The 22,984-nt window shown below is 71.5% G+C and carries 18 protein-coding genes; 12 read left to right on the plus strand and 6 right to left on the minus strand.

Annotated elements, in window-relative coordinates; genetic code table 11:
• Positions 1-164 precede the first annotated feature (164 nt).
• The 6 genes from ACFWBB_RS00250 (at position 165) to ACFWBB_RS00275 (ending at position 8,455) form a co-directional block, all read left to right on the plus strand.
• The gene (locus ACFWBB_RS00250; RefSeq protein WP_385264744.1) at positions 165-1,298 is read left to right on the plus strand and encodes an ROK family transcriptional regulator; all 1,134 of its coding nucleotides are present in this window, start codon (positions 165-167) and stop codon (positions 1,296-1,298) included.
• A gap of 277 nt (positions 1,299-1,575) precedes the next feature.
• Positions 1,576-2,898, plus strand: a complete 1,323-nt coding sequence (locus ACFWBB_RS00255; RefSeq protein ID WP_385264746.1) for an extracellular solute-binding protein — start codon at positions 1,576-1,578, stop codon at positions 2,896-2,898.
• 122 nt (positions 2,899-3,020) lie between these two features.
• Positions 3,021-3,932 carry a carbohydrate ABC transporter permease gene (locus ACFWBB_RS00260; RefSeq protein ID WP_385264749.1) on the plus strand — a complete coding sequence of 304 codons (912 nt, stop codon included), beginning with the start codon at positions 3,021-3,023 and terminating at the stop codon, positions 3,930-3,932.
• Positions 3,929-4,831: a carbohydrate ABC transporter permease gene (locus ACFWBB_RS00265; RefSeq protein WP_385264752.1), complete on the plus strand. Its 903-nt coding sequence runs from the start codon at positions 3,929-3,931 to the stop codon at positions 4,829-4,831. Before ACFWBB_RS00260 ends, ACFWBB_RS00265 begins: the two co-directional genes overlap by 4 nt.
• A 2-nt stretch (positions 4,832-4,833) precedes the next feature.
• Positions 4,834-6,552: a hypothetical protein gene (locus ACFWBB_RS00270; protein ID WP_385264754.1), complete on the plus strand. Its 1,719-nt coding sequence runs from the start codon at positions 4,834-4,836 to the stop codon at positions 6,550-6,552.
• A gap of 70 nt (positions 6,553-6,622) precedes the next feature.
• On the plus strand, positions 6,623-8,455 hold the full coding sequence (locus tag ACFWBB_RS00275; protein WP_385264757.1) for a hypothetical protein: 1,833 nt from the start codon (positions 6,623-6,625) through the stop codon (positions 8,453-8,455).
• Positions 8,456-8,709: 254 nt separating this feature from the next.
• Here ACFWBB_RS00275 and ACFWBB_RS00280 read toward each other — a convergent pair whose 3' ends face one another.
• Positions 8,710-9,351: a nucleoside/nucleotide kinase family protein gene (locus tag ACFWBB_RS00280; protein WP_385264759.1), complete on the minus strand. Its 642-nt coding sequence runs from the start codon at positions 9,349-9,351 to the stop codon at positions 8,710-8,712.
• 84 nt (positions 9,352-9,435) lie between these two features.
• Here ACFWBB_RS00280 and ACFWBB_RS00285 point away from each other — a divergent pair, with 84 nt between their 5' ends.
• The 4 genes from ACFWBB_RS00285 (at position 9,436) to prcB (ending at position 13,956) form a co-directional block, all read left to right on the plus strand.
• The gene (locus ACFWBB_RS00285) at positions 9,436-9,831 is read left to right on the plus strand and encodes a nuclear transport factor 2 family protein (protein WP_385264761.1); all 396 of its coding nucleotides are present in this window, start codon (positions 9,436-9,438) and stop codon (positions 9,829-9,831) included.
• Positions 9,832-9,901: 70 nt separating this feature from the next.
• The gene (locus ACFWBB_RS00290; RefSeq protein ID WP_385264763.1) at positions 9,902-10,672 is read left to right on the plus strand and encodes a beta-phosphoglucomutase family hydrolase; all 771 of its coding nucleotides are present in this window, start codon (positions 9,902-9,904) and stop codon (positions 10,670-10,672) included.
• Complete coding sequence (locus tag ACFWBB_RS00295; protein ID WP_385264766.1) at positions 10,669-13,011, plus strand: glycoside hydrolase family 65 protein; 2,343 nt, start codon at positions 10,669-10,671, stop codon at positions 13,009-13,011. Before ACFWBB_RS00290 ends, ACFWBB_RS00295 begins: the two co-directional genes overlap by 4 nt.
• Before the next feature lie 90 nt (positions 13,012-13,101).
• On the plus strand, positions 13,102-13,956 hold the full coding sequence (prcB, locus tag ACFWBB_RS00300; protein WP_385264769.1) for a proteasome subunit beta: 855 nt from the start codon (positions 13,102-13,104) through the stop codon (positions 13,954-13,956).
• A gap of 388 nt (positions 13,957-14,344) precedes the next feature.
• Here the strand turns inward: prcB and ACFWBB_RS00305 are convergent, their stop codons facing one another.
• Complete coding sequence (locus tag ACFWBB_RS00305; RefSeq protein ID WP_385264772.1) at positions 14,345-15,304, minus strand: hypothetical protein; 960 nt, start codon at positions 15,302-15,304, stop codon at positions 14,345-14,347.
• An 11-nt stretch (positions 15,305-15,315) separates the two neighbouring features.
• Entirely contained in the window at positions 15,316-16,788 is a 1,473-nt protein-coding gene (locus ACFWBB_RS00310; RefSeq protein WP_385264775.1) for an APC family permease, read from the minus strand.
• Positions 16,789-17,117: 329 nt separating this feature from the next.
• Here ACFWBB_RS00310 and ACFWBB_RS00315 point away from each other — a divergent pair, with 329 nt between their 5' ends.
• Positions 17,118-17,582 (plus strand): DUF5709 domain-containing protein, encoded by a 465-nt coding sequence (locus ACFWBB_RS00315; protein ID WP_385264777.1) that lies wholly within the window; start codon positions 17,118-17,120, stop codon positions 17,580-17,582.
• A 56-nt stretch (positions 17,583-17,638) separates the two neighbouring features.
• Here the strand turns inward: ACFWBB_RS00315 and sthA are convergent, their stop codons facing one another.
• Both sthA and ACFWBB_RS00325 read right to left on the minus strand, forming a co-directional pair.
• A complete protein-coding gene (gene sthA, locus ACFWBB_RS00320) occupies positions 17,639-19,042 on the minus strand; it encodes a Si-specific NAD(P)(+) transhydrogenase (protein WP_385264780.1) in 1,404 nt (467 codons plus the stop codon).
• A gap of 91 nt (positions 19,043-19,133) precedes the next feature.
• Positions 19,134-19,340 (minus strand): hypothetical protein, encoded by a 207-nt coding sequence (locus ACFWBB_RS00325; RefSeq protein WP_385264782.1) that lies wholly within the window; start codon positions 19,338-19,340, stop codon positions 19,134-19,136.
• Positions 19,341-19,569: 229 nt separating this feature from the next.
• On the opposite strand from ACFWBB_RS00325, the gene ACFWBB_RS00330 reads away from it, so the two are divergent.
• Positions 19,570-21,813, plus strand: coding sequence for an MMPL family transporter (locus tag ACFWBB_RS00330; RefSeq protein ID WP_385264785.1), 2,244 nt, complete (start codon positions 19,570-19,572; stop codon positions 21,811-21,813).
• On the opposite strand, the gene ACFWBB_RS00335 is transcribed toward ACFWBB_RS00330, so the two are convergent.
• The gene (locus ACFWBB_RS00335; RefSeq protein ID WP_385264787.1) at positions 21,770-22,861 is read right to left on the minus strand and encodes a PP2C family protein-serine/threonine phosphatase; all 1,092 of its coding nucleotides are present in this window, start codon (positions 22,859-22,861) and stop codon (positions 21,770-21,772) included. The genes ACFWBB_RS00330 and ACFWBB_RS00335 overlap by 44 nt on opposite strands.
• Between the last annotated feature and the right edge of the window lie 123 nt (positions 22,862-22,984).

Here is a 22,984-nt window from a genome sequence, read left to right on the forward strand (position 1 = left end):
ACAGTGCGTCAAGAGCAATCGCGCACTCGACCACCCGGGCGCCCCTACGGGCCGCCGCGGAGCGGAACGCGCGACGTCGGTGCATCCCATCGCCGCAGCCCGCCGAGACGATCGGCCCGGGAGCGCGGCCCTGTACCCGTGTGGGGGAAACTGTGGAACTCGACGTGGCGGAAGCCCCCCGCCTGACCGACAGCGCCAGTGCGGTGTTCGCCGTGCTGGCCCAGGCGGGCAGCGCGACCCGGCCGCAGCTCGCGAGTCTGGCGGGCCTGTCCAAGCCGACGGTGTCCTCCGCCGTGGCGGAACTGGAGAGCGCCCGGCTCGCCGCTCACTCCGGCACCGCCTCCAGCGGCACCGGCCGCTCGGCGGCCGTCTACTGCCTCGGGCCGGCCGCCGGCGCCGTGCTCGCCGTCGACCTCGGGCCCGCTCTCACCCGGGTGCGGGGCTGCGCCCTGGACGGCTCCCTGCTCGCCGAGGCCACCGCCTCCCGCACGGCCGCCGCCGACGCCGTGCGCGAGGCGCTCGGCGCGCTGCCGGACGGCATCCCGCTGCGCTCCATCGTCGTCGCCGTCGGTGACGTCGCGGCCCGGGACCGGCGGGGCAGCGGTATGCGCCCCGCGACCGCCAAGGCCGGCCCGGTCTTCGACGCCATGGCCGTCGCGCTGCCACCGGGGGTGCCCGTGCACCTCGAGAACAACGTCAACTGCGCCGCGCTGGCGGAGCTGCACGAGGGCGCCGCGCGGGGCCGCCACACCTTCGGCTACCTGCGCATCGGCGTGGGTGTCGGTCTCGGCATCGTGGTCGGCGGCTCGGTGCTGCGCGGTTCGAACGGTGCCGCCGGTGAGCTGGCCCGGCTGCCCTACCCGTGGGACGACGGCCGTGAACCGCGCCAGGAGGCCCTGGAGGAGTACATCGGCGCCCGCTCCCTGCTGCGCCGGGCCGCGGCGGCCTGGCAGGGCACCGACGGCCCCTGCCCGCGTACCACCGAGCGGCTCTTCGCCCTCGCGGGGGAGGGCCGTGCCCCGGCCCGGGACATCGTCGGCCGCCATGCCGCGGACGTGGGCCGGCTGGCCGCCGCCGTGACCGCCGTGCTCGACCCGGGCCTGATCGTGCTGGGCGGCAGCACGGGCGCGGATCCGCAACTCCTGCCCGGCGTGCGGGCCGAGCTGGGGCGGCTGAGCTGGCCCACCGAGGTGGTCAGCAGCACGGTCGGGGACACCGGCACCGTCGCGGGTGCCGCACGGCTCGCGGTCGCCCGGGGAGTCCAAACCGTGACCCAGGCCGCGCAAGCTAAGGATTGACGGCTTCCGGCCCGGTCTGCCAATGTCCGGACAAGCGCTTTCTAAGTCGGTCGGGACGCCGACTCCGGATGAGCCTCCCGCTCGTACTCGAAGTACGGCAGCCGCACGAGGGCGTGCTTGTGCGACGACGGCCCTCATGGCCGGGGACCCCATCCGTCAAGGCGACGCGGCCGGGCGAGGCCGCGCCCCCGGAAGGCGAAACTTCCTGCAAGATGCACCCGTGCCGCCTCGATCGGCGCCGTGCTCCGTCCCCTACGACGAAAAAAAGGGATCGAAGATGACCACTGTGGGTGTGCGGCGCTCCCGCCGACTCGGCCGCGGCGGCATAAGCCGCCTGGTTCCCCTCGCTGCCGGGGTCGCGGCAGGTGCCCTGCTTCTCTCCGCCTGCGGGTCGGGATCCGGCTCGGGCGGGACCTCCAAGTCGCTGACGTTCTGGATCTCCACGGTTCCGGGGCAGGACGCGGGCTGGAAGAAGATGGTGGCGCAGTACAAGAAGGAAACCGGCGTCAACGTCAAGCTCGTCAACATCCCCTACGACGGCTACACGACGAAGCTGCACAACGCCGCGCAGGCGAACTCCCTGCCCGACGTGGCGGCCGTGCCGGCGCTGGACCCGATCTGGTCGAGCAAGCTGCTCGACCTCAGCTCCATCGCCAACAACAAGACCAACAAGATCAACGCCAACTTCCTCGCCAAGGACTCGTCCGGAAAGGTGCTGTCCATCCCCTCGGACGTCACCGCGTCCGGCCTGTTCATCAACAAGACGCTGTTCGAGAAGGCCGGCGTCGCCGTCCCGACCTCGCCCCAGAACACCTGGACCTGGACGGACTTCATCAAGGCGGCGAACACGGTCCGGGACAAGACCGGCGCCAAGTACTCCCTGACGTTCGACCAGTCGCCGTCCAGGCTCCGCGCCATGGTGTACGAGATGGGCGGGCAGTACGTCCACGCGGACTCCTCCGGCAAGTTCTCGGTGGACGCGGCGACCAAGAAGGCCGTCAACTACTTCGTGGGACTGAACGACGACAAGACCATGCCGAAGTCGGTGTGGACCAGCGGCGCCGACCCGTCGGCCATGTTCCAGAGCGGTGACGTGGTCGCCTACTGGTCCGGCGTGTGGCAGGTCGCCTCCTTCGCGGACAGCATCAAGAAGTTCGAGTGGGCGAGCGTCCCGACTCCCGCCCAGCCGGTGCAGGCCAGCGACGTCAACAGCGGCGGCATGACCGTGGGCTTCAACAACAACGGCGACGCGGCCACCGCCGCGACGAAGTTCCTGTCCTGGCTGTACGAGCCGGCCCACTACCAGGCGCTGTGTGAGGCGTCCGGGTTCCTGCCGGTCGAGAGCGGTCTGAACCCGAAGTACCCCTTCACCTCCGAGGCGGCGCAGGCGGCGTTCAAGCTGTACAACGAGTCGATCCCGCTCTACGCCCCGATCTCCGGCTACTTCAGCGGCGCGCAGACGAACTGGGTGCTGAAGGGCAAGAGCCTCACCGAGGACCCGACCAAGACGGAGCTCGGCAAGGCGATCAACGGCCAGCAGTCGGCCGACAAGGCCCTGGAGAACATCGTGGCCGGCTACAACCAGCAGGTCGGCGGCTGATCGTAGGCCACGGGGCCGGGCGGCGGGGTCGAGACGCCGCCGCCCGGCCCGGGCGCCCACGCAATGCCGGGCTCATGGCGTGAGCCCACAGGAATCCATTCGACCAGCACGGAGTCAGGAAGATGACAAAACGCGCCTCGGACGTGACCGCGAGCCCGCCCAGGAGACGCAGTAAGTACACCCTCGCGCCGCTCGTCCTCATCGCGGCCAATGTGGTGCTCTTCTCGCTGTTCTTCGTCTGGCCGGCGGTGATCGGGCTCGTCTACTCCTTCACGAACTACACGGGCGTGGGGGCGTTCCAGTTCATCGGACTGGACAACTACCACAACCTGTTCGGGGATTCCGCCTTCTACGACGCGCTGACCCGGACGCTGTTGTACGCCGTGCTCTTCGTACCGCTGAACTTCGCGGTCTCGCTGCTCACCGCCAACCTGCTGGTGAGCAAGCACGCCAAGGGCGCGTCGGTCGCCCGCGTCCTCTTCTTCATCCCATGGCTTCTGTCGCCCATCGTCGTGGGTGTCCTGTGGCGGTGGCTGTTCGGTGAGAACTTCGGACTGGTCAACTACGTCATCGAGAAGCTCGGCGGAAGCGCCGTTCCGTGGCAGTCGAACGCGGACCTGTCGCTGATGGTGGTGGTGATGGCGGCATCCTGGGCCTGGACGGGTTTCTCGATGCTGCTGTTCATCGCGGCGATCAAGAACGTGCCGGTGTCGTACTACGAGGCGGCCTCGCTCGACGGCGCCGGTCCGTGGCGCCAGTTCTTCAGCATCACGCTGCCGAGCATCGCGCCCACCTCGTTCATCGTCATCCTGCTGAACACGATCAACGCGATGAAGGAATACCCGGTGTTCGTCGCCCTCAACAACGGCGGACCCGGCACCTCGAACAACCTCCTTGTCCAGTACATCTACGAGACCGGCTTCAAACGGGGCCAGATCGGCTACGCGAGCGCCGCGTCGTTCGTGCTCATGCTCATCCTGATGGCCGTCGCGGTCGTCCAGCTGATCGTCAACCGGCGGGTGGAGAACCGATGACAACCACAGACATGCCCCGCCCGGTCGACGCCGACCCCCAACGGTCCGTCTCCAAGAAGGGGTCGAGCAGAGCGGGTAGTGGTGGGTTCCGGCGGGCGGTGGCCCCGACGACACTGCTGTGGATCCTGGCGTGCCTGTACGGGCTGCCGGTGCTGTGGTTCATCCTCAGCTCCCTCAAGCCGGCCAGCGACCTGTTCTCCTATCCGCTGACGCTGGTTCCGCACAACCCCACCCTGTCGGGTTACCTGACCGCGTGGCGCAGCGCCAACTTCTCCCAGTACTTCGTCAACACGGCCCTCGTGTGCGTGATCACGACGATCCTCACGGTGGGAGTCAGCTGCTGCACCGGGTACGCGCTGGCCAAGTACGACAACAAGTGGCTCAAAGTCTTCTTCATCTGCATCCTGGCCACCACGATGCTGCCGTCCGAGGTCATGCTCGCCCCGGAGTTCCTGGTGGTCCGCAACCTCGGCCTCTACAACTCGTTCGCTGGCATCATCCTCCCGGCCGTGCTCACCGCGACCGGATGCTTCATGTTCCGCCAGTTCTTCCTGACGGTTCCCGACGAACTGGTGGAAGCCGCACGCATCGACGGCGCCCGTGAACTGTCGATCTTCCTGCGGATCATGGTGCCGCTCTCCCGGCCCATCATGCTGACCCTCGCCATCCTGTCCTTCCAGTGGCGGTGGAACGACTACATCTGGCCGCTGCTGATGCTCAACGACCCCAACAAGTTCACCGTGCAGATCGGCATCCAGAGCATCGTCGGCGCCCAGAACATCAACTGGTCGGTGCTGCTCGGCGCCTCGGTCATCTCCATGATCCCGCTGATCGCCATCTTCCTGGTCTTCCAGCGCTACGTCATGGGCGCCGACATCAACGCCGGACTGAAGGACTGACCTTGCCCACCCCGCTCGACCACGAGTTCGTCCGCGCGGTGGCCGGCGCCGCCGACCGGCTGGCCGCCCCGCTGGCGGCCGACCCCGGCGAGGAACCCGCCGGTGTGCCGCACCGTGGTCTGGCGCGCAGGGTGAAGACCCTGGTCGCGGCGTACCGTTCCCCGGACTCGGCACTGCACGGCAGCGGTCGGGCCGTCGCCGCCGCGATGACCCATCTCCGCGCCCTGCGGGCCGCGCAGACCACCACCGGCCTCTTCGCCGGCGGCGACAACGTGCAGTCCCCGCCGGACTCCGCCTTCACTGTCAACGACGTGTGCGACGCGCATGTCCTCGCCGCCGGCGCGGGGCCCGAACTGCGCGAGGTCACGGCCGCGCTCGCCGAGATCGCCGGCGCCGCCTCCGGCAGTCTCCTGACCGGTGGGGCGCACACCCCGAACCACCGCTGGGAGCTGTGCGCGGCGCTCGCCCGGCTGCACCGGTCGTTCCCCGACGACCGGCTGCTCGACCGCGTCGAGGAGTGGCTCCTCGAGGGCGTCGACATCGACGCGGAGGGCCTGTACTCGGAACGCAGCGCCAACTACGCGGCCCACGTGTCCAATCCGTCGCTGTTGCTGCTGGCCGATGTGCTCGGCCGCGCCGACCTGCTGGACGCCGTCGAACGCAATCTCGCCACGACCCTGGACCTCATCAGGCCGGACGCCACGGTGGAGACCGTCCACTCACGACGGCAGGACCAGAACCACCCCTTCCCGCTGGCGCCCTACCTGCCGCACTACCGGCTGCTCGCGGTCCGCACCGGCCGGGGAGACTTCAGCCGGGCGGCGCGACTGGCGGCCGCCGGCGGCATCGACGACCCCGACCTGCTCGCCGAGACCCTCCTCACCCCGGACCTGTCCCGCGCACTGCCCGCACCGGCCGTGGAGACACTGCCCCGCGACCGGTACCTCACCACCGCGCGCCTCGCCCTACGCGCCTCGGCCACCGCGCAGACGGTGGTGTACGGCGGCTCCGACGTGCCGGGGCACCGGCGCATCCGCTCGGGCCTCGCCTGCAATCCCACCTTCCTGCGTCTGTTCGCCGGCGACGCAGTCCTCGACGCGGTCCGTCTCTCACGGGGATTCTTCGACCTCGGCCCGTTCCGCGCCGCCGGCATGCAACAGCCCGCCGACAACCAGTACCGGCTCACAGAAACCCTCACGGCCGCCTACTACCAGCCGCTGCCGCCGGACCGGCGACGGGACGACGGTGCCTACCGTATGGCGGACGAGGGACGCTTCTCGGCGGCGATGGCCTTCCCGGACCGGCCTCGGGACGAGGTCTCACACACGACCCGCGTCGAGGTGGACCTGAGGGAGGACGGTGCCGACCTGCGGATCGACATCAGCGGACCGCGCGTGCCCTGGGCGCTCGAACTGACCTTCCGGCCGGGTGGCGTGCCCGAGGGGGCCGTACCGATCGGCGACGGGCGCTGGTGCCTGACGACCGGGCCGATGACCTACCGGGTCGGTGACGACGAGATCCGGGTCGAGGCCGAGGTCGAGGCAGGCGAACCGCCGGCCGGACCGGAGCGGAGCGACGTACTGCGGTACGACCCGGGGCAGGACCACACCCTGGTGGGCGGTACCGATGCGACGACCGGGAACCGCGTCTACATCGGTGGACACGGCCCGCACACCCTGACCGTCGCACTGCGCGCCCGCCGGCCCGCACCTGTCACGTGACTCCGACGATCCACGCCATGGCCATCTCAGGTATGAAGGGCTGATCCCCGTGCACCTCACGTCCCCTCCCGTGCACCTCACGCACCAGCGCGGACCGCTGCACGACCTGCCCGACACCCCGCAGGCGTACGACGCCGTCCTCGCCGACGTCACCGAGCAGGCCCTGCGCCGCCTGACGCCGCAGGGCAACCTCGAGCACCCCGACTGCCTCGACGACATCGGCGACACCTCTCTCGGCATCACCTCCCTGCTCGCGCTGGCCTGGCAGCGCGGCAAGGACCCGCGCCTGCCCGAGGCGGTGCGCCGCAGCCTCGCCTTCCACCTGCGCGAGCGGGTCTACCGGGACGACAACCCCGGCTACCCGAACCTGCGGGTGCGCGGCTCCGGGCTCCCGTACGCGCGCTACACCCTGGCGGCCGGCGCGCACCCCATCGGCGACTGGCCGAGCACGGTGTGGGCACTGCTCCAGGCCGTGAACGTCCTCGACACCGCCGACGGTCTGGTCGCGGACGAGCAGCGTGCCGAGCTGCTGGAGGTGGCGCGCGGCTACTGGAGCTGGCTGACCGGGGCCACCTTCTTCAACCCGCAGGAGGCCGGCAACCAGGCCATCGGCTGCGTGGTCGGCGGTCTGATGCTGGCCCGTCATCTCCCGCCCGGGGAGGGCGAGCAGGTCCGCGCCCGGGCACTCGCGCTGTACTCCGACGAGATCCGCGCCCACCGGGTCCGCGACCGGGGCGCCCTGCTGCCTCCCGAGCACGGCGGCGCCTACGACAACAACTACGGCCCCATCTCCCTCTCCTTCCTCGCCCAGGCCCATCGCATCAGCGGCGAGGAGGTCTTCGCCGAGGACGGCGAGGCGCTCGCCCGGTACCTCGACGCCCGTCTCACCGGCGGCGGCTTCGACAACGGCGGCCCCCGCTACAGCGAGCAGCACTCCGCCTTCGAGTCGGTCCTCGGCCTGCGCTACTTCGGCGCCCGCATCGGCGCCGACCTGGGCCGTTACCGGGGCGACAGCCGCTGGGCACGGCACGCGGTCAAGGCCGACGGCGGGGTCGACGGCCACTTCGCGTGGATGCTGGTCTGGCAGATCCAGGACACCACGCGCTGGCACCGAGAGCCGTCCACCGCGACCGCACGGCACCAACTGCGCGCCGGCACCGTCTCGGTGGCCTTCGACGACCGGATGACACCGGCGGTCGTCGAGGCGGCCGGAACCTACTACCTGGCCGCGGCCGTCAACCGCCAGCACGGCTTCGGCCCCGTCACCGACGGCTTCCTGCTGTGCCGCCCCATGGGCGAGGTGCGGGTCCGCGACATCCGTGCCGACGGCCTGACGGCCAAGCTGGTCACCAAGCCGGTCGTCGGCCGCGACCACGTCCTGCGGTACGTGCGCTCCCTGTACGTCACCGACGGCGCCACGCTGTGGACGACGGTCGCCGTGGAGCGCCTCGACGGGACGCCGTACCTGCTGGCCGGTCTGCCGTACGCCGAGGACGACGGCGACCGGGTCCGGCGCACGGCCCACGGCGCCGTCTCCTCGGCGGGCGCCCTGCGCCTCACGCATCCCGACGCGCAGGGCGCCGAGCACTTCGACGCGCGCGCCGAACTCACCCAGGAACAGGCCGCGTTCGCACTCGCCGCCGACCCGCGCGGCTACGGCAACCCCGACGAGGGCTGGCGCCATCTGGTCACCTCGACCGCACTGGAGGCCGGCCCGATCGCCGACGCGCCGGACGACCTCCACGTGTTCGCGGTGTGCCACGGCTCTTCGGAGCCGCTCACGGCGTCGGCCGCGCGGGGCGAGAACGGCCTGACCGTACGGACGGACGCCTTCACGGCCGTCCTCGGACCGGACGACGCGCACGGCGAGCCCACGCTGAAGCTGCGCGCCGTCAGCCGCTGAGCGTCATCCGCGGGGTGCCCCGCACCGCGTACGCGGGCAGCCGGGCGTCCTCCAGGAACGCCGGGGAGAGGGACAGACCGAACCGTCGCTCCACGACACCGAGGCAGCGACGGTAGCCCGTCCTGGATCCCGCGCGCGAACACGACGCTGGACATCCAGCCGTCCGGATCCACCAGCCACACGATTCCGTCGCCCATGGTCCCGAAGCCAACGCGAGGCACTGACGAGCAATAGGAGCATCAACGACCCGGACGTCACCCGGGCGGGGGCACCACCAGATCGGCCCGCGCCCTCGTCGACGCCACCAGTTCGGCGTTGCGCTGATCGCTCCTCAGCACCCAGGCCACCGCCTCCTCGTGCCGCTTGCCGAACTCCTCGTGCCGGGCGACCAGCCGGCGCACCCGCTCGTCCTCGTGGCTCTCGCAGAACCACACCTCGTCCAGAGCGGCCCGCACCCGCGCCCACGCGCCCGTGCCGACGAGGAGGTAGTTGCCCTCCGTGACGACCAGCCGGGCCGTCGGCGGCACCGGCACGGCCCCGGCGATCGGCTGCTCCAGCACCCGCTCGAAACCGGGCGCGTACACGATGTCCTCGCCGTCCGTCTCCTCCCGCAGCCGCCGCAGCAGCGCCGCGTACCCGGCCGCGTCGAAGGTGTCCGGCGCGCCCTTGCGGTCCCGCCGGCCGAGGCGCTCCAGTTCGGCGTCGGCGAGATGGAAGCCGTCCATCGGGACGTGCGCGACCCAGGGGTCCCCGCTGCCGTTCAGCTCCCGCACCAGCCGCTCCGCGAGGGTCGTCTTGCCCGCGCCTGGACTGCCCGCGATGCCGAGGACCGCGCGCCTGCGGCCGTCCCCGGCGAGCGCACGGGCACGCACGAGCAGATCGTCGAAAGTGAGCACACAGCAGAGTGTCGCACTCTCCTGGAAGGAGACCCGCAAGGCCGCAGGGATCAAGGAGCAGGGATCAAGGAGAGGAGGACGACCGTGTCCGACGACGAGTGGCAGATCCGCGCCCTGATCACCCGCTGGGCCGACGCAGTGCACCGGGGCGACCTCGACACCGTCCTCGACCAGCACGCCGAGGATCTGGTGATGTACAACGTGCCGGCGCCGTACGAGGGCCTCCGGGGCCTGACCGCCTACCGGGCGATCTGGCCGCCCTTCTTCGCCTGGCAGGCCGCCGGCGCCCGCTTCGACATCGACACCCTCGACGTCACCGCCGGTCACGACGTCGCCTACGCCCACGCCCTGCTGCGCTGCGGCACGCCGGAGGAACTCGCCGAGTGCCCCGGCCTGCGGCTGCGGCTCACCTTCGGCCTGCGCAAGGAGCGCGGCCGCTGGCTGATCGCCCACGAACACCACTCCTTCCCGCACGACTGACCGAGCCCGGCCTTCGGATGTGGCGTGCGACACACCGGTGAGAGACCCGATGTGGGGGAAGCAGGGCGGTATGACGACGACGCTAGGTCTCCCCGGAACGATCCAGGCCTGTCTGTTCGACCTCGACGGAGTGGTCACCCGGACGGCCGTGGTGCACGCGGCCGCCTGGAAGGAGACCTTCGACGCCTTCCTGTACGCGCACGGAGGCAAGGACTTCCGGCCGTTCGACGAGGGCCACGACTACGACGAGTACGTCGACGGCCGCCCCCGCGCCGACGGCGTCCGCACCTTCCTCGCCTCCCGGGACATCGAACTGCCCGAGGGCGAACCCGGTGACCCACCCGACGCGCGGACCGTCAACGGGCTCGGCAACCGCAAGAACGAGCTCCTCCTCGAGAAGATCCGCACCCAGGGCGTCGAGGCGTACGACGGCACCCTGCGCTATGTCGAGGCGGCACGCGCGCGTGGCCTGCGGACGGCGATCGTCTCCTCCAGCGCCAACACCCGCGACGTACTGCGCTCGATCGACGCCGAGCACCTCTTCGAGGTACGGATCGACGGCGTAGTGGCGGCCGAGCGGGGCCTGCCGGGCAAGCCGCGCCCCGACACGTTCCTGGCCGCCGCCCGCGACCTCGGTGTCGAACCGTCCGAGGCGGCCGTCTTCGAGGACGCGCTGGCCGGGATGGACGCGGGCCGCGCCGGGAACTTCGGGTACGTCGTCGGCGTTGACCGGGTCGGACAGACCGACGCGCTGTACGCGCACGGCGCGGACGTCGTCGTGAAGGACCTCGCGGATCTCGCGGACCACGCGGGCCGCGGTGAAGGGGGAGGGCGGGAGTGATCACGAACCGGTCGTACACCGTCGAGCCCTGGTGCGTGCGCGAGACGGAGCTCAACCTCGACGTCCTGGCGCAGAGCGAGTCCGTCTTCGCGCTCTCCAACGGGCACGTCGGCTGGCGCGGCAACCTGGACGAGGGCGAACCGCACGGCCTGCCCGGCGCCTACCTCAACGGCGTCCACGAACTGCACCCGCTGCCCTACGCCGAGGCGGGCTACGGCTATCCGGAGTCCGGGCAGACCGTCATCAACGTCACCAACGGGAAGATCCTGCGGCTGCTGGTCGACGACGAGCCCTTCGACCTGCGCTACGGACGGCTCGTCACGCACGAGCGGGTGCTCGACCTGCGGCGGGGCGTCCTGGAGCGCACCTGCGAGTGGACCTCGCCGGCCGGCTCGACGGTCCGGGTGCGTTCGACCCGGCTGGTCTCGCTCACCCAGCGGGCCGTGGCCGCCGTCGCCTACGAGGTGGAGGCCGTCGGCAGCCGCTCCCGGGTGGTGATCCAGTCCGAGCTGGTCACCAACGAGAGCCTGCCCGACCCGAACGGCGACCCACGCGCGGCCCGCGCCCTGAAGTCGCCGCTGGAACCGGAGGAGGACGTGGCCGTCGGCCGGCGGCTGCGGCTCGTCCACCGCACGAAACGCAGCGGGCTGCGGGTGGCCGTGGCCGCCGACCACGAGGTCACCGGTCCCGAGCGGACCACCGTCAGCAGCGAGAGCAATGTCGACGTCGCCCGGCTCACCGTCACGTCCGTGCTGGAGCCCGGTGAGCGGCTGCGGGTGGAGAAGCTCGTCGCCCACGGCTGGTCCGGCGCCCGTTCCAGGCCCGCGATGAGCGACCAGGTGGAGGCGGCCCTCGCGGCGGCCGGACACAGCGGCTGGACCGGCCTCCTGGAGGACCAGCGCGCCTACCTCGACGACTTCTGGTCCCGCGCGGACGTCGAGGTCGACGGCGACGAGGAGATCCAGCAGGCCGTCCGCTTCGCCCTCTTCCACGTCCTGCAGGCCGGCGCCCGCGCCGAACAGCGCGCCATTCCCGCCAAGGGGCTGACCGGCTCCGGCTACGACGGCCACGCCTTCTGGGACACCGAGACCTTCGTGCTGCCCCTGCTCACCTACACCGCGCCCCACGCCGTCGCCGAGGCGCTGCGCTGGCGGCAGAACACCCTGCCCGCCGCCCGCGAGAGGGCCACCCAACTCGGGCTGAGCGGCGCCGCTTTCCCCTGGCGGACGATCGAGGGATCGGAGGGCTCGGCGTACTGGCCGGCCGGGACCGCCGCCTTCCACGTCAACGCCGACATCGCCGACGCCGTGGTCCGGTACGTCACGGCGACGGGGGACACCCACTTCGAAGAGAGCACCGGCGTCGAGCTGCTGGTGGAGACCGCCCGGCTGTGGCGCTCGCTCGGCCACCACGACGCGCACGGCATCTTCCACATCGACGGCGTCACAGGACCCGACGAGTACAGCGCGGTCGCCGACGACAACACGTACACCAACCTCATGGCCCGGGCGAACCTCCTCGCCGCCGCCGACGCCGTCGAGCGGCACCCGGGGCAGGCCGCCCGGCTCGGCGTGGACGAGGAGGAGAGCGCGGCCTGGCGGGACGCCGCCGAAGCGGTGCACGTGCCCTACAACCACGACCTCGGCGTGCACGAACAGCACGCGGGCTTCACCCGCTACCAGCACTGGGACTTCGCCGGCACCCGCCCCGACCAGTACCCCCTGCTGCTCAACTTCCCGTACTTCGACCTCTACCGCAAACAGGTCGTCAAACAGGCCGACCTGGTCCTCGCGATGTACACCTGCGCGGGCCACTTCGACGAGGAGCAGACAGCCCGCAACTTCGCCTACTACGAACCGCTCACCGTCCGGGACTCCTCCCTGTCGGCCTGCTGCCAGGCGGTGATCGCCGCGCAGGCCGGCCACCTGGGGCTGGCCTACGACTACACCACCGAGGCCGCGCTGATGGACCTGGCCGACCTGGAGCACAACACCCGCGACGGGCTGCACATCGCCTCCCTCGCGGGCACCTGGATGGCCCTGGTCGCCGGGTTCGGCGGGCTGCGCGGCGACCGCGAAGGGCTGCGCTTCGCGCCCCGGCTGCCCGAGCGGTTCAGCCGCCTGGCCTTCAGCGTCCAACTCCTGGGCCGCCGCCTGCGCGTGGAGATAGGCCCGGACAAGGCCGCGTACACGCTGCTGTCCGGTGCACCTCTGACGATCCGTCACCACGGTGCCCCGCTCCTGGTGAACGGTGACGGCCCGGTCGTACGCGCCGTACCGCCCGCCCCGGCCCGACCCGTACCGCGCCAGCCTCCGCACCGGGGGCCGAACACCCGCTGAGGCCCGGTCCGGCGTCCGGCGGCGGGTTTCCCGGCCGCCGGGCGCCGGTAGGTAGTGGGGGTGTCTCGGGCGGCGGCGAGGGGGAGCGGCATGGCGGAGAGTGGACACGACGGGCGGCTCGCGGACGAGTTCTTCACAGCGGGCGGCTCGTCCTTCAGCGACTTCCTGGCTGTACACCGGCCCGAACTGCTCCCGACGCGCGAGCCGTTCGCCGACGGTGTCCGGGCCGCCCCGGACAGCTTCCCGCACGGAACCACCGTGCTGGCCCTCACCTACCGCGACGGGGTGCTGATCGCCGGCGACCGCCGGGCCACGATGGGCAACCTCATCGCGCAGCGCGACCTGGAGAAGGTGCACCCGGCGGACGACCACACCGCCGTCGCCTTCGCCGGCACGGTCGGACTCGCCCTGGACATGGTGAAGCTGTACCAGGTCGAGCTCACGCACTTCGAGAAGGTCGAGGGCGTCCCCATGACCCTCGGCGCGAAGGCGCGCAGGCTGGCCACGATGATCCGGCAGAACCTCGGCCAGGCCATGCAGGGCCTCGCCGTCGTCCCGCTCCTCGCGGGCTACGACACGGCCGCCGTCCCGGGCGCAGGGGGCCGCATCTTCGGCTTCGACGTGGCGGGCGGCCTGTACGAGAAGGCGCCCTTCCACGCCGAGGGCTCCGGCTCCCCTTACGCCCGCGGCGCGTTGAAGAAGCTGTACCACCCCGGCATGACCCGGCGCGAGGCGGCCCTGGCCGCACTCCAGGCGCTCTACGACGCGGCCGACGACGACTCCGCCACCGGCGGACCCGACATCGGCCGCCGTATCTTCCCGATCGTCTCGGTCATCACCGAGGAGGGCTTCGAGCGGCTGCCCGAGCCCGAGACGGAGCGCCTCAGCCACGAGATGGTCGAGCAGCGGCGCGGCAGGCCGGACGGCCCGCACGCCACCGGCTGACGAGAACCGTGGCGCAGGGCCGGTTTTCCGGCGGAGGCGGGCGGGCCCGTGCTCACCGCTGGGCCCACCCGTACGTCAGTACCGCAACGCCACCGCCACGTCCCGCCCCAGCCGTTCGACCGCCGCGAGATCCAGGCCGTAACGCACCTGCACTCGGCGAACCTCAGCTCCGGCCGCGCGTGGACGGCGAGGCTCCCCCGCTCCGTCCTCGGCCGCAGTGCGGTGAGTCGGTCGGACAGCGTCAGAGGCGACACGGACACGGGTCTCCCCCTTCGTCGTGGGTGACACCCCGTCACCCATGACGAGACTGCGGCCGCCGCGGGCCGCGAGGCCGCCGGTCACCGCGCTCGAGGCAATCGCGGGGCCGACGGCGGGGGAGTGCCCGGAGTCAGCCGCGGACCGCCCACTCCTTGCGCCGCCTGGCGATCTGCTGGACCGGGTCCCCGGTGTACGACCAGGGTGTGCGGGTCGCCCGGTGGCCCAGCATGCGCAGCAGCGGCGCCGCCACGTCGGCGGTGCCCGCCGCACACGCGGCGTGCGCCAGGTAGTTGAAGTCCCGCAGCTCACCCGGGGCGATGGGGTCCTCCTTGCGGCCCGTGATCCAGCGTTCCCAGGTGCGGCGGACGTCGCTGACGGCGCCGTCGTTGTTCCAGTGCTGGCCGAGGCGTACCGCCGTGGAGCGGTCCTGCGTGGTGTCTAGGGAATGGCGGAACTCCTCGACGCGCGCGTACTGCACCAGCACCGGCAGCGGACAGCCCGGCGGGGCGACGCCGGCCGCGTCCCGGGCGAAGTCGTACATCAGCCCGTGCGAGCCGTGCCAGCGGGCGGAGTAGTAGTGCAGAACCTGGAGGTGGCCCTCCATGCTGTACGGGTCCCGTCGGTGCAACTCGTCCCACCAGCGGGCCAGTTCCTGCCGGCGCACCCCGGCCGGATAGAGGCGGGCGACCGAGATCAGCGAGGTCCACGGGGTCGGGTCGTCCAGGTACGCCTCGGCGGCGGACAGACATGCCAGCACCGCGCCGTCGATCCGGGTCGGGTCGATCGGCACGCCCCGGCCCGCGGTGATCGCCACGTCGAACGCCCGGGCCGTCTCCGTGGCCGCCCGCAGCACCAGGGCGTCGGCGCTGTGCGGCTCGGCGGCCAGCCAGGTCTCCACCGTCGAACTGCCCACGCAGGCCTGCGCGAGCGACCGGACCCGGTGACCGCGCGCGAGCCAGTCGGGGCCGGTCGCGCGCAGCAGGTCCCGCAGGCCCTGCCAGCGGCCGATGACGATGTCGTGCCGGGTGGAGGAGAGGGGAGCATCCCCGCAGTCGGGGTCGAAATCGGGAGCGAAGCGGTCCCGCGCCATCGGGTCCCCTCTCAGAAGTCGGTGGAGAGACCCTCGTGGTCGGCGAAGTGCGCGGCCGGGTGCCCGGCGGGTACGTAGTCGGACTCGACGGTGCGCGAGGCGTCCAGCCGGGAGGGCCGGTAGTAGTCGCTGCCCTGCCGCCAGTACCAGAGCATCGGCACCAGTCCCACGGCGAGTCCGCCGATGCCGATGGCGACGGCCGCGGGGTCCAGCTCACCGAGCGACTCCGCGAAGATCCAGAACATGAACAGGGCGCCGAACAGCGGCCACAGCCCGCCGAGAAGGAAGTCGGACGGGGACCTCAGCAGGGTCTTGCGGTACGCGACGACGGCCGCCAGGCCCGCCAGACCGTAGTAGATCGCGATCTGCAGGCCGATCGCCGAGATGGCGTCGGCGAGGATGTCGCCGACCGAGCCCAGGGCGTTGGAGGCGACGAACAGCACCAGTGCCACCCCGCCCACCACCGCGATCGCCACCCAGGGCGTGTTCCAGGTGCGGTGCACCCGGCCCAGCGCGGACGGCATCGTACGGTCCCGGCCCATCGCGAACAGCGAGCGCGTGACCTGGATCAGGGTCGTCTCAAGGGTGGCGACGGTGGACAGCATCACGGCCACGATCAGCAGCTTGCCGCCCCAGCCCGGCCACACCTCCTCGCCGAGGGCGGCCAGCACGTTGGCGCCGTTGTCCTCGATCCGCCGAGAGCTCAGGACGACGTTCACCGCGATGGTGAAGACCTCGAAGAGGAGAAAGACGATGCCCACCCCGATCAGCCCCGCCAGGCCGGTCGTCCGGCGGCTGTTGCGGGTCTCCTCACTGAGGTTGCTGGTCACGTCCCAGCCCCAGTAGTAGAACGCGGCGACCAGCGCGCCCGACGCGAAGCCGGACACCCCGTCGAAATGGCTGAACCCGAGCCACGACCAGTCGAACGGCAGCGCGTTGTCCGTGTGGAAGAGGGCGAGCACCGCGAAGAGCGCCAGAATCGCCAGCTCCACACCCGACATGATCAGCTGCGCGCGCACGGTGAGCCGGGCCCCGCCCAGCACCACCGCCAGCATCACCACGAACCAGGCGGCGCCGACGACGGTCGACAGCGCGGTGTTGTCGGCGAGGCCCTCGTCGAACAGGGCGAGCGTCATCGAGCCGGCCGGCAGCGAGCCCGCCACCATGAAGATGGTCGCCGAGATCACCAGCGCCCAGCCGCTGATGAAGCCCAGGAAGGGGTGGAGCGTGCGCCCCACCCACGAGTAGCTGGCGCCGGCGTTGACGTCGATCCGGCTGAGCCGGCTGAACGCCAGCGCGATGCCCAGCATCGGTATCGCGCAGTACAGCAGTGCCGCCGGTCCTGCCAGGCCCACGGCCCCGGCCAGGACCGCGGTGGTGGCGGCGATGGAGTAGGCCGGAGCACTGCCGGCGACCGCCATCACCACCGTGTCGAAGGTACCCAGCACATTCGCCTGGAGCCCTCTTCCGGTGCTGTTGCTCATGGGTGCGCTGCTTTCCGTCGTGCACGCCACCCGAGCGGGGAGGACCCGGCGGCGTATGGGGGGTGAGGGTGGGGAGCCGCCGTGCGTCGAGAGGGGTGACCTCGGGAGACGTCGGCGGAGCAAGGCGCGGAGGATACCGTTCCAGCACTGCGTCGGCGGACGGTCACGCCGAGTGTGCGAGTGACTATAGCCCTAACCATTGAGCTTTCAAGATTGACGGATGGGTAACGTCCGGGGCCGCCCGTGCGGATGGCATGTGCCGCGATTGGAGCGGGCCGCAGGGGAAACGCGGTGGGGGACAGAACAGCCGCTGCCGCGAGGAGGCACCCATGGGTACGGAGTCCGAGGCGACGATGGGCGACGACGTCTACCAGCCCACCGGAACGAACGAGGAACAGGAGGACGGCGCCCCGCTCGACCTCCAGGACGCCCTCGACGAACGCACCTACGACGACACCCTGGACGAGGGCTACTCCCCGCCGGAGAAGCCGCTCGGGGTCACCAAGTACGGCACCACGGCGGCCGAGCAGCACGACGGCGAGAGCCTCGACCAGCGCCTGGCCCAGGAGGTCCCGGAGGTCTCGGAGCCGGCCGGGGACGGTGTCGGCGACCTCCCCGGCGGCGACGGCGAACCCGTCGACCCCGAGGCCGGCGACCGGCGGGCGGGCCGGCTCGTAGCCCCGGACGAGGGCGCCCACCCCGACGCCGTCAAGGAGGAGGTCGCCCGGGACGTGGGCGTCGACGGCGGCGCCGCGGGCGCGGAGGAGGCCGCCGTCCACATCGTCGAGGAGTGAGCGCCCCCGCACCCCCCTGCGCCCGCGTCCGCCCTCTGTGCCTGCCCTTGCGCCCCTCAGTCGCCGATGCGGTCCAACTGCCGTAGCCGGTTGGTGGCGTCGAGGGCGGCGACCTTGTACGACTCCGCCAGCGTCGGGTAGTTGAACACCGCGTTGACCAGGTAGTCGACGGTCCCGCCGCAGCCCATCACCGACTGCCCGATGTGGATCAGCTCGGTCGCTCCGGTGCCGAAGCAGTGCACGCCGAGCAGCGTCCGGTCCCGGGGCGAGACCAGCAGCTTCAGCATGCCGTGCGCATCGCCGATGATCTGCCCGCGGGCCAGTTCGCGGTAGCGGGCTATGCCCACCTCGAACGGCACGCTCTCCTCGGTGAGCTGGTCCTCCGTCCGCCCCACGAAGCTGATCTCCGGGATGGTGTAGATGCCGATCGGCTGGAGGTGGTCCATCTGCCCGACGGGCTCGCCGCAGGCGTGGTACGCGGCGGCCCGGCCCTGTTCCATCGCCGTCGCCGCGAGCGCCGGGAAGCCGATGACGTCGCCGACGGCGTAGATGTGCGGGACCGGGGTGCGGTAGTACTCGTCGACCTCGATCCGGCCGCGCCGGTCGGCCGCCAACCCCGCCTTGTCCAGGTCGAGTCCGTCGGTCAGGCCCTGCCGCCCCGCCGAGTACATCACCGCGTCCGCGGGGATCTTCTTGCCGCTCTCCAGCACGGTCAGCGCACCCCGGGCATGCCGTTCCACGGCGGCGACGGTCTCCCCGAAGCGGAAGGTCACCGCGAGGTCCCGCAGGTGGTACTTGAGCGACTCGATGACCTCGACGTCGCACATGTCGAGCATCCCGGCCCGCTTCTCCACCACGGTGACCTTGCTGCCGAGCGCGGCGAACATGGACGCGTACTCCATGCCGATCACACCGGCACCGACGATCACCATGGACTGCGGGACCCGCTCGACCGTCAGGACGTTGTCGGAGTCGAGGATGGTCCGCCCGTCGAACTCCACGCTGTCGGGCCGGGCCGGCCGCGTCCCGGTGGCGATCACGATGTGCTCGGCGCTGATCAGCCGCTCCTGGCCGGTGCTCTCACGAAGCGCGACGGTGTGGGCGTCGACGAACCGGCCGGTGCCGGCGAACAGGGCGACCTGGTTGCGGGACAACTGACTGCGGATGACGTCGATCTCACGCCCCACCACATGCTCGGTACGGGCGGTCAGATCGGCGACGGTGATGTTCTCCTTGAGGCGGTAGCTCTGGCCGTACAGGTCGCGCTGGGTGAGACCGGTGAGATAGAGCACCGCCTCGCGCAGGGTCTTGGAGGGAATGGTGCCGGTGTGCAGGGAGACCCCGCCGACCATGTCGGGGCGGTCGACGACGGCCACCCGGCGGCCGAGTTTGGCCGCGGCGATGGCGGCCTTCTGACCGCCGGGACCTGATCCGAGGACGAGCATGTCGAAGTCGGGCATCCTCGGGAGTCTGGCAGCCGCAGGGGCCGCAGCGAAAGAGTGAAGCCCGATTGCCGGCCCCGGTCATCGGGCCGGGTCCGCCACGGGTCCGCTAGGGGAGCACCTTCTCGATCGCGCTGGGTCCCTCCTCGGCGAGCTTGCGCCGCGCCCACTCGAGGTTGCGCGGGGTGAGGTCCCGGCCGGTGGCGAGGACCATGTCCTCCGGCGACACCTCGGTGCCGGTACGCGTGTGGAGCAGTTTGTCCGGGGTGGCGCGGTCCCTGGAGGGCTGGGCGGCGCCGGGTTCTGACGTCGGCATGATGTCTGCTCCTCGCGTCCGAAGGAAGGCTTCGGCCCGGTGCGGTCACCGGGTCCACTAACACCATTCATCCTGGGGCCGCACCCTGCAATCCGATCAGCTCCCGGGGCGGTCCGGCACCGGCTCCCGTCCGGGATGCCGTGATGATCGGGCGGGGGTCTAATGGGCTGTGTCGGGGCGTCCGAACCACTCGTGGGACATACACACGCGCGGCAGGAAGGCCCAGTTCATGGCACCCAGCACCGCCGGGGAACCGAAACGCGGAGGGCTGCGCAGGCTCGGTGCCTGGTGCGCCCGGCACTTCCTGATCGTCATCATCGCCTGGCTCGTGGCCGTCGTCGCCCTGCAGGTGGTCAGCCGGACCTTCGGCGGGACCTACGAGGACGACTTCCAACTGCCCGGAGTGCAGTCCACGGACGGCCTGGACGTGCTCAGGGAGCACGACCCGCAGGCCGGCGGCTACAGCAGCCAGATCGTCCTGCACGACGACCAGCCCGTGAGCACGCTGAGTTCACAACTGTCCACGACCGTCGGCGACCTCCAGAAGCTCCCCCATGTGCTCACGGCCGTGAACCCGCTCTCCGTGACGTCGTCGAAGGTCGGCCCGGTGTCGGGCGACGGCAAGACCGCGTATGTCACCGTCCGCTTCGACGTACAGCCCTCCACCCTCGGCGACGGTTACCTGACCGGCGTCGACAAGGCCGTCCAGCCGCTGCGGGCGGCCGGCACCGATGTCGAGTACGGCGGTTCGCTCGGCGAACTCGCCCGTCCCGCCGCGAACGACAAGATCAGCGAGCTGATCGGCTTCGCGGTCGCCATCGTGGTCCTGCTCGTCGGCTTCGGCAGTGTCATCGCGGCCGGACTGCCCCTGGTCACCGCCCTGATCAGCGTGGTCGGCGGGCTGGCCTGTCTCGGGCTGCTGGCCGCCGCCTTCACCTTCGCGACCGTCTCGCCGACCCTCGCCACCATGATCGGCCTGGGCGTCGGCATCGACTACGCCCTCTTCCTGATCACCCGGCACCGGCAGAACCTGATGGACGGCGCAGATCCCGCCGAGGCCGCAGGTCACGCCACGGCCACCAGCGGCCGCGCTGTGCTCGTGTCCGGCACCACCGTGATCATCGCGCTCTTCGGTCTCTACGCGTCCGGGGTGTCCTTCATCGGCAAACTCGGGCTCGCCGCCGCCACCACCGTCGTCTCCGCCGTCATCGGCGCCCTCACCCTCGTGCCGGCCCTCCTCGGGCTCATCGGCAGACGAATCGACCGCTACCACGTCCGCAAGCCGGTCGCCGAGACCGACGCCGAACCGGGCGCCGTCCCGCACGGCACGTGGCACCGCTACGCCAAACGCGTCGAGCGCAGACCCTGGCAGTACCTCGGCGCCGGTGTGGCCGTCATCGCGATCCTCGCCGTCCCGGTGTTCTCCATCCAGCTCGGCCACATCGGCGACGGCGCCGACCCGACCTCCTTCACCGACCGGCGCGCCTACGACCTGATGACCGACGCCTTCGGGCCCGGCTCCAACGGCCCGCTCACCGTCGTCATCGACCAGACGTCCGTCCCGTCCGACAAGCGCTCCGCCCTCTCCTCCCAGGCGCAGAAGACGATCAGCGCGGTGCCCGGCGCGGCCACGGTCACCCCGCTGACCGCCACCAGCGACGGGGAAGTGCTGCTCGCCACCGTCTACTCCGAGCAGTCCCCGCAGAGCGCGAGCACCACCGACCTGACGAACCGGCTCGTCGACGACACCCTCCCGGACGCGGTCTCCGGCTACGACGCCAAGGGCTACGTCACCGGCACCACGGCTGCCCAGGTCGACTTCCGAGACATCGTCGCCGGCCGGCTTCCCCTGATCATCGGCGTGGTCGTCCTCCTCGCCTTCCTGATCATCCTCGCCGTCTTCCGCGGCCTCCTCGTCGCGGTCAAGGCCGCCGTCCTCAACGTCCTGTCGATCACCGCCTCGTACGGCGTCGTCGTCGCCGTCTTCCAGTGGGGCTGGGGCGGGCCCGCGCTGGGCGTGCACGGCAAGGTGCCCATCGAGAGCTATGTCCCGATGATGATGTTCGCGATCATCTTCGGCCTCAGCATGGACTACGAGATCTTCCTGCTGTCCCGGGTGCACGAGGCCTGGCTGCGCACCGGCGACGCCAAGGACGCCGTCGCCCACGCCCTGGAGATCACCGCCCGGGTCATCACCTGCGCGGCCCTGATCATGGTGAGCGTGTTCGCGGCGTTCATCATCAGCGACAACATCGTCGTCAAGATGCTGGGCCTGGGCCTCGCCGTCAGCGTGCTGATCGACGCCACCGTGGTACGGCTGCTCATGGTGCCCGCCGTCATGACCCTGCTGGGACCGCACGCCTGGTGGACGCCGCGGTGGCTGGACCGGATCCTGCCGCACATCGACGCCGAGGGCGACGCGGAGACCCTCAGCGGCCCGCCGGACGGCCGGGCGCGAGAACGAGCATCGTGACGTCGTCGCGGACGTCGGGGCAGTAAGCCCGGACGTCCGTCCACACCCGGTGGGCCGTGGTCGCCGGGTCGGCGCCGGCGGCCAGCGCGGGCAGCCGGTCGAGCAGGGGGTAGAAGACTCCGGCGGTGTCCCTGGCCTCCGAGACGCCGTCGGAGGCGATGAAGAGTCGGTCGCCGGGGCGCAGCGGCAGGACATGGGCGGCGAGGGGGGCGCCCTCCGGGAGGCCCAGCCCCAGCGGTGTCCACGGGACGAGGTCCACCTCCGTGGCCGTGCCGTCGCGCAGCAGCACCGGCGGGGGATGCCCGCAGACGACGATGCGTACCGCGTCCGCACCCGGTGTGAACTCCAGCAGGACGGCCGTCGCGAACAGTTCCGCGTGCGTGACCCGCGCCGAGTCGGCCACCAGCCGCCGGTCGAGGCGGGCGGCGACCTTCTCCAGGTCCGGCTGGTCCAGCACCGCCTCCCGGAAGGCGCCCAGCAGCGAGGCCACGGTCGCCACCGCCGCCAGCCCGTGCCCCTGGACGTCACCCAGCACCGCCCGCACCCCGTGGCTGCTCGTCCGCACGTCGAAGAAGTCACCGCCGACCAGCGTGCCGCGCTGCGCCGCCCGGTACAGGCCCGCGCAGGCCACCGGTCCGACCCGCTCGGGGACCGGCGGCACCAGGGCGTTCTGGGCCGCCTCGGCGATGGTGCGCTCGGTGTCCAGCTGGACGTCCCGGCGGCGGCTCACGAAGGCCACGAACACGCTCAGCAGGGCGACGAACGACACGGTCAGCACATCGGTCCGGCCCGGCCGGTCGAGCTGGAACGCGGGCACGTCGAGCATCACGACCACGGCCGCGCCGAGCAGCGCGGTCGCCACGGGACCGTACGACAGCACGGCCAGCGGCGGGATCGCGCCCAGCAGGAAGCCGATGTCCAGCGGGTCGGGGCTGGCCAGCGTGGCCGCGCAGACGCCCGCCAGCAGGAGCAGCGGCAGGGCCCGCACCCAGCGCGGCGGGGGCGCGCCCCGCAGCCAGCCCCGCCGTTCCCCGTCCAGTCGTCCCACACCACCACGCTCCCCCTGGGCACCGGACGCCGCACGCCGAAAGACCGTGGACGTGATCGGGACCAGCCCCTAGCGCGTGATCGCCCGCCCGCCCGGACACTCACGGAAGGAGACGAGCGCCAT

The sequence above is a fragment of the Streptomyces sp. NPDC060000 genome, from assembly GCF_042737375.1.
In the GTDB taxonomy this organism is placed as follows: Bacteria; Actinomycetota; Actinomycetes; order Streptomycetales; family Streptomycetaceae; genus Streptomyces.

Excerpts from the sequence above, each read along its gene's own strand:
- ACFWBB_RS00305 (WP_385264772.1), bottom strand. The coding sequence starts at position 15,304 with ATGGCGCGGGACCGCTTCGCTCCCGATTTCGACCCCGACTGCGGGGAT.
- ACFWBB_RS00260 (WP_385264749.1), top strand. The coding sequence starts at position 3,021 with ATGACAAAACGCGCCTCGGACGTGACCGCGAGCCCGCCCAGGAGACGC.
- ACFWBB_RS00265 (WP_385264752.1), top strand. The coding sequence starts at position 3,929 with ATGACAACCACAGACATGCCCCGCCCGGTCGACGCCGACCCCCAACGG.
- sthA (WP_385264780.1), bottom strand. The coding sequence starts at position 19,042 with ATGCCCGACTTCGACATGCTCGTCCTCGGATCAGGTCCCGGCGGTCAG.
- ACFWBB_RS00310 (WP_385264775.1), bottom strand. The coding sequence starts at position 16,788 with ATGAGCAACAGCACCGGAAGAGGGCTCCAGGCGAATGTGCTGGGTACC.
- ACFWBB_RS00290 (WP_385264763.1), top strand. The coding sequence starts at position 9,902 with ATGACGACGACGCTAGGTCTCCCCGGAACGATCCAGGCCTGTCTGTTC.
- ACFWBB_RS00315 (WP_385264777.1), top strand. The coding sequence starts at position 17,118 with ATGGGTACGGAGTCCGAGGCGACGATGGGCGACGACGTCTACCAGCCC.
- ACFWBB_RS00325 (WP_385264782.1), bottom strand. The coding sequence starts at position 19,340 with ATGCCGACGTCAGAACCCGGCGCCGCCCAGCCCTCCAGGGACCGCGCC.
- ACFWBB_RS00255 (WP_385264746.1), top strand. The coding sequence starts at position 1,576 with ATGACCACTGTGGGTGTGCGGCGCTCCCGCCGACTCGGCCGCGGCGGC.
- ACFWBB_RS00330 (WP_385264785.1), top strand. The coding sequence starts at position 19,570 with ATGGCACCCAGCACCGCCGGGGAACCGAAACGCGGAGGGCTGCGCAGG.
- prcB (WP_385264769.1), top strand. The coding sequence starts at position 13,102 with ATGGCGGAGAGTGGACACGACGGGCGGCTCGCGGACGAGTTCTTCACA.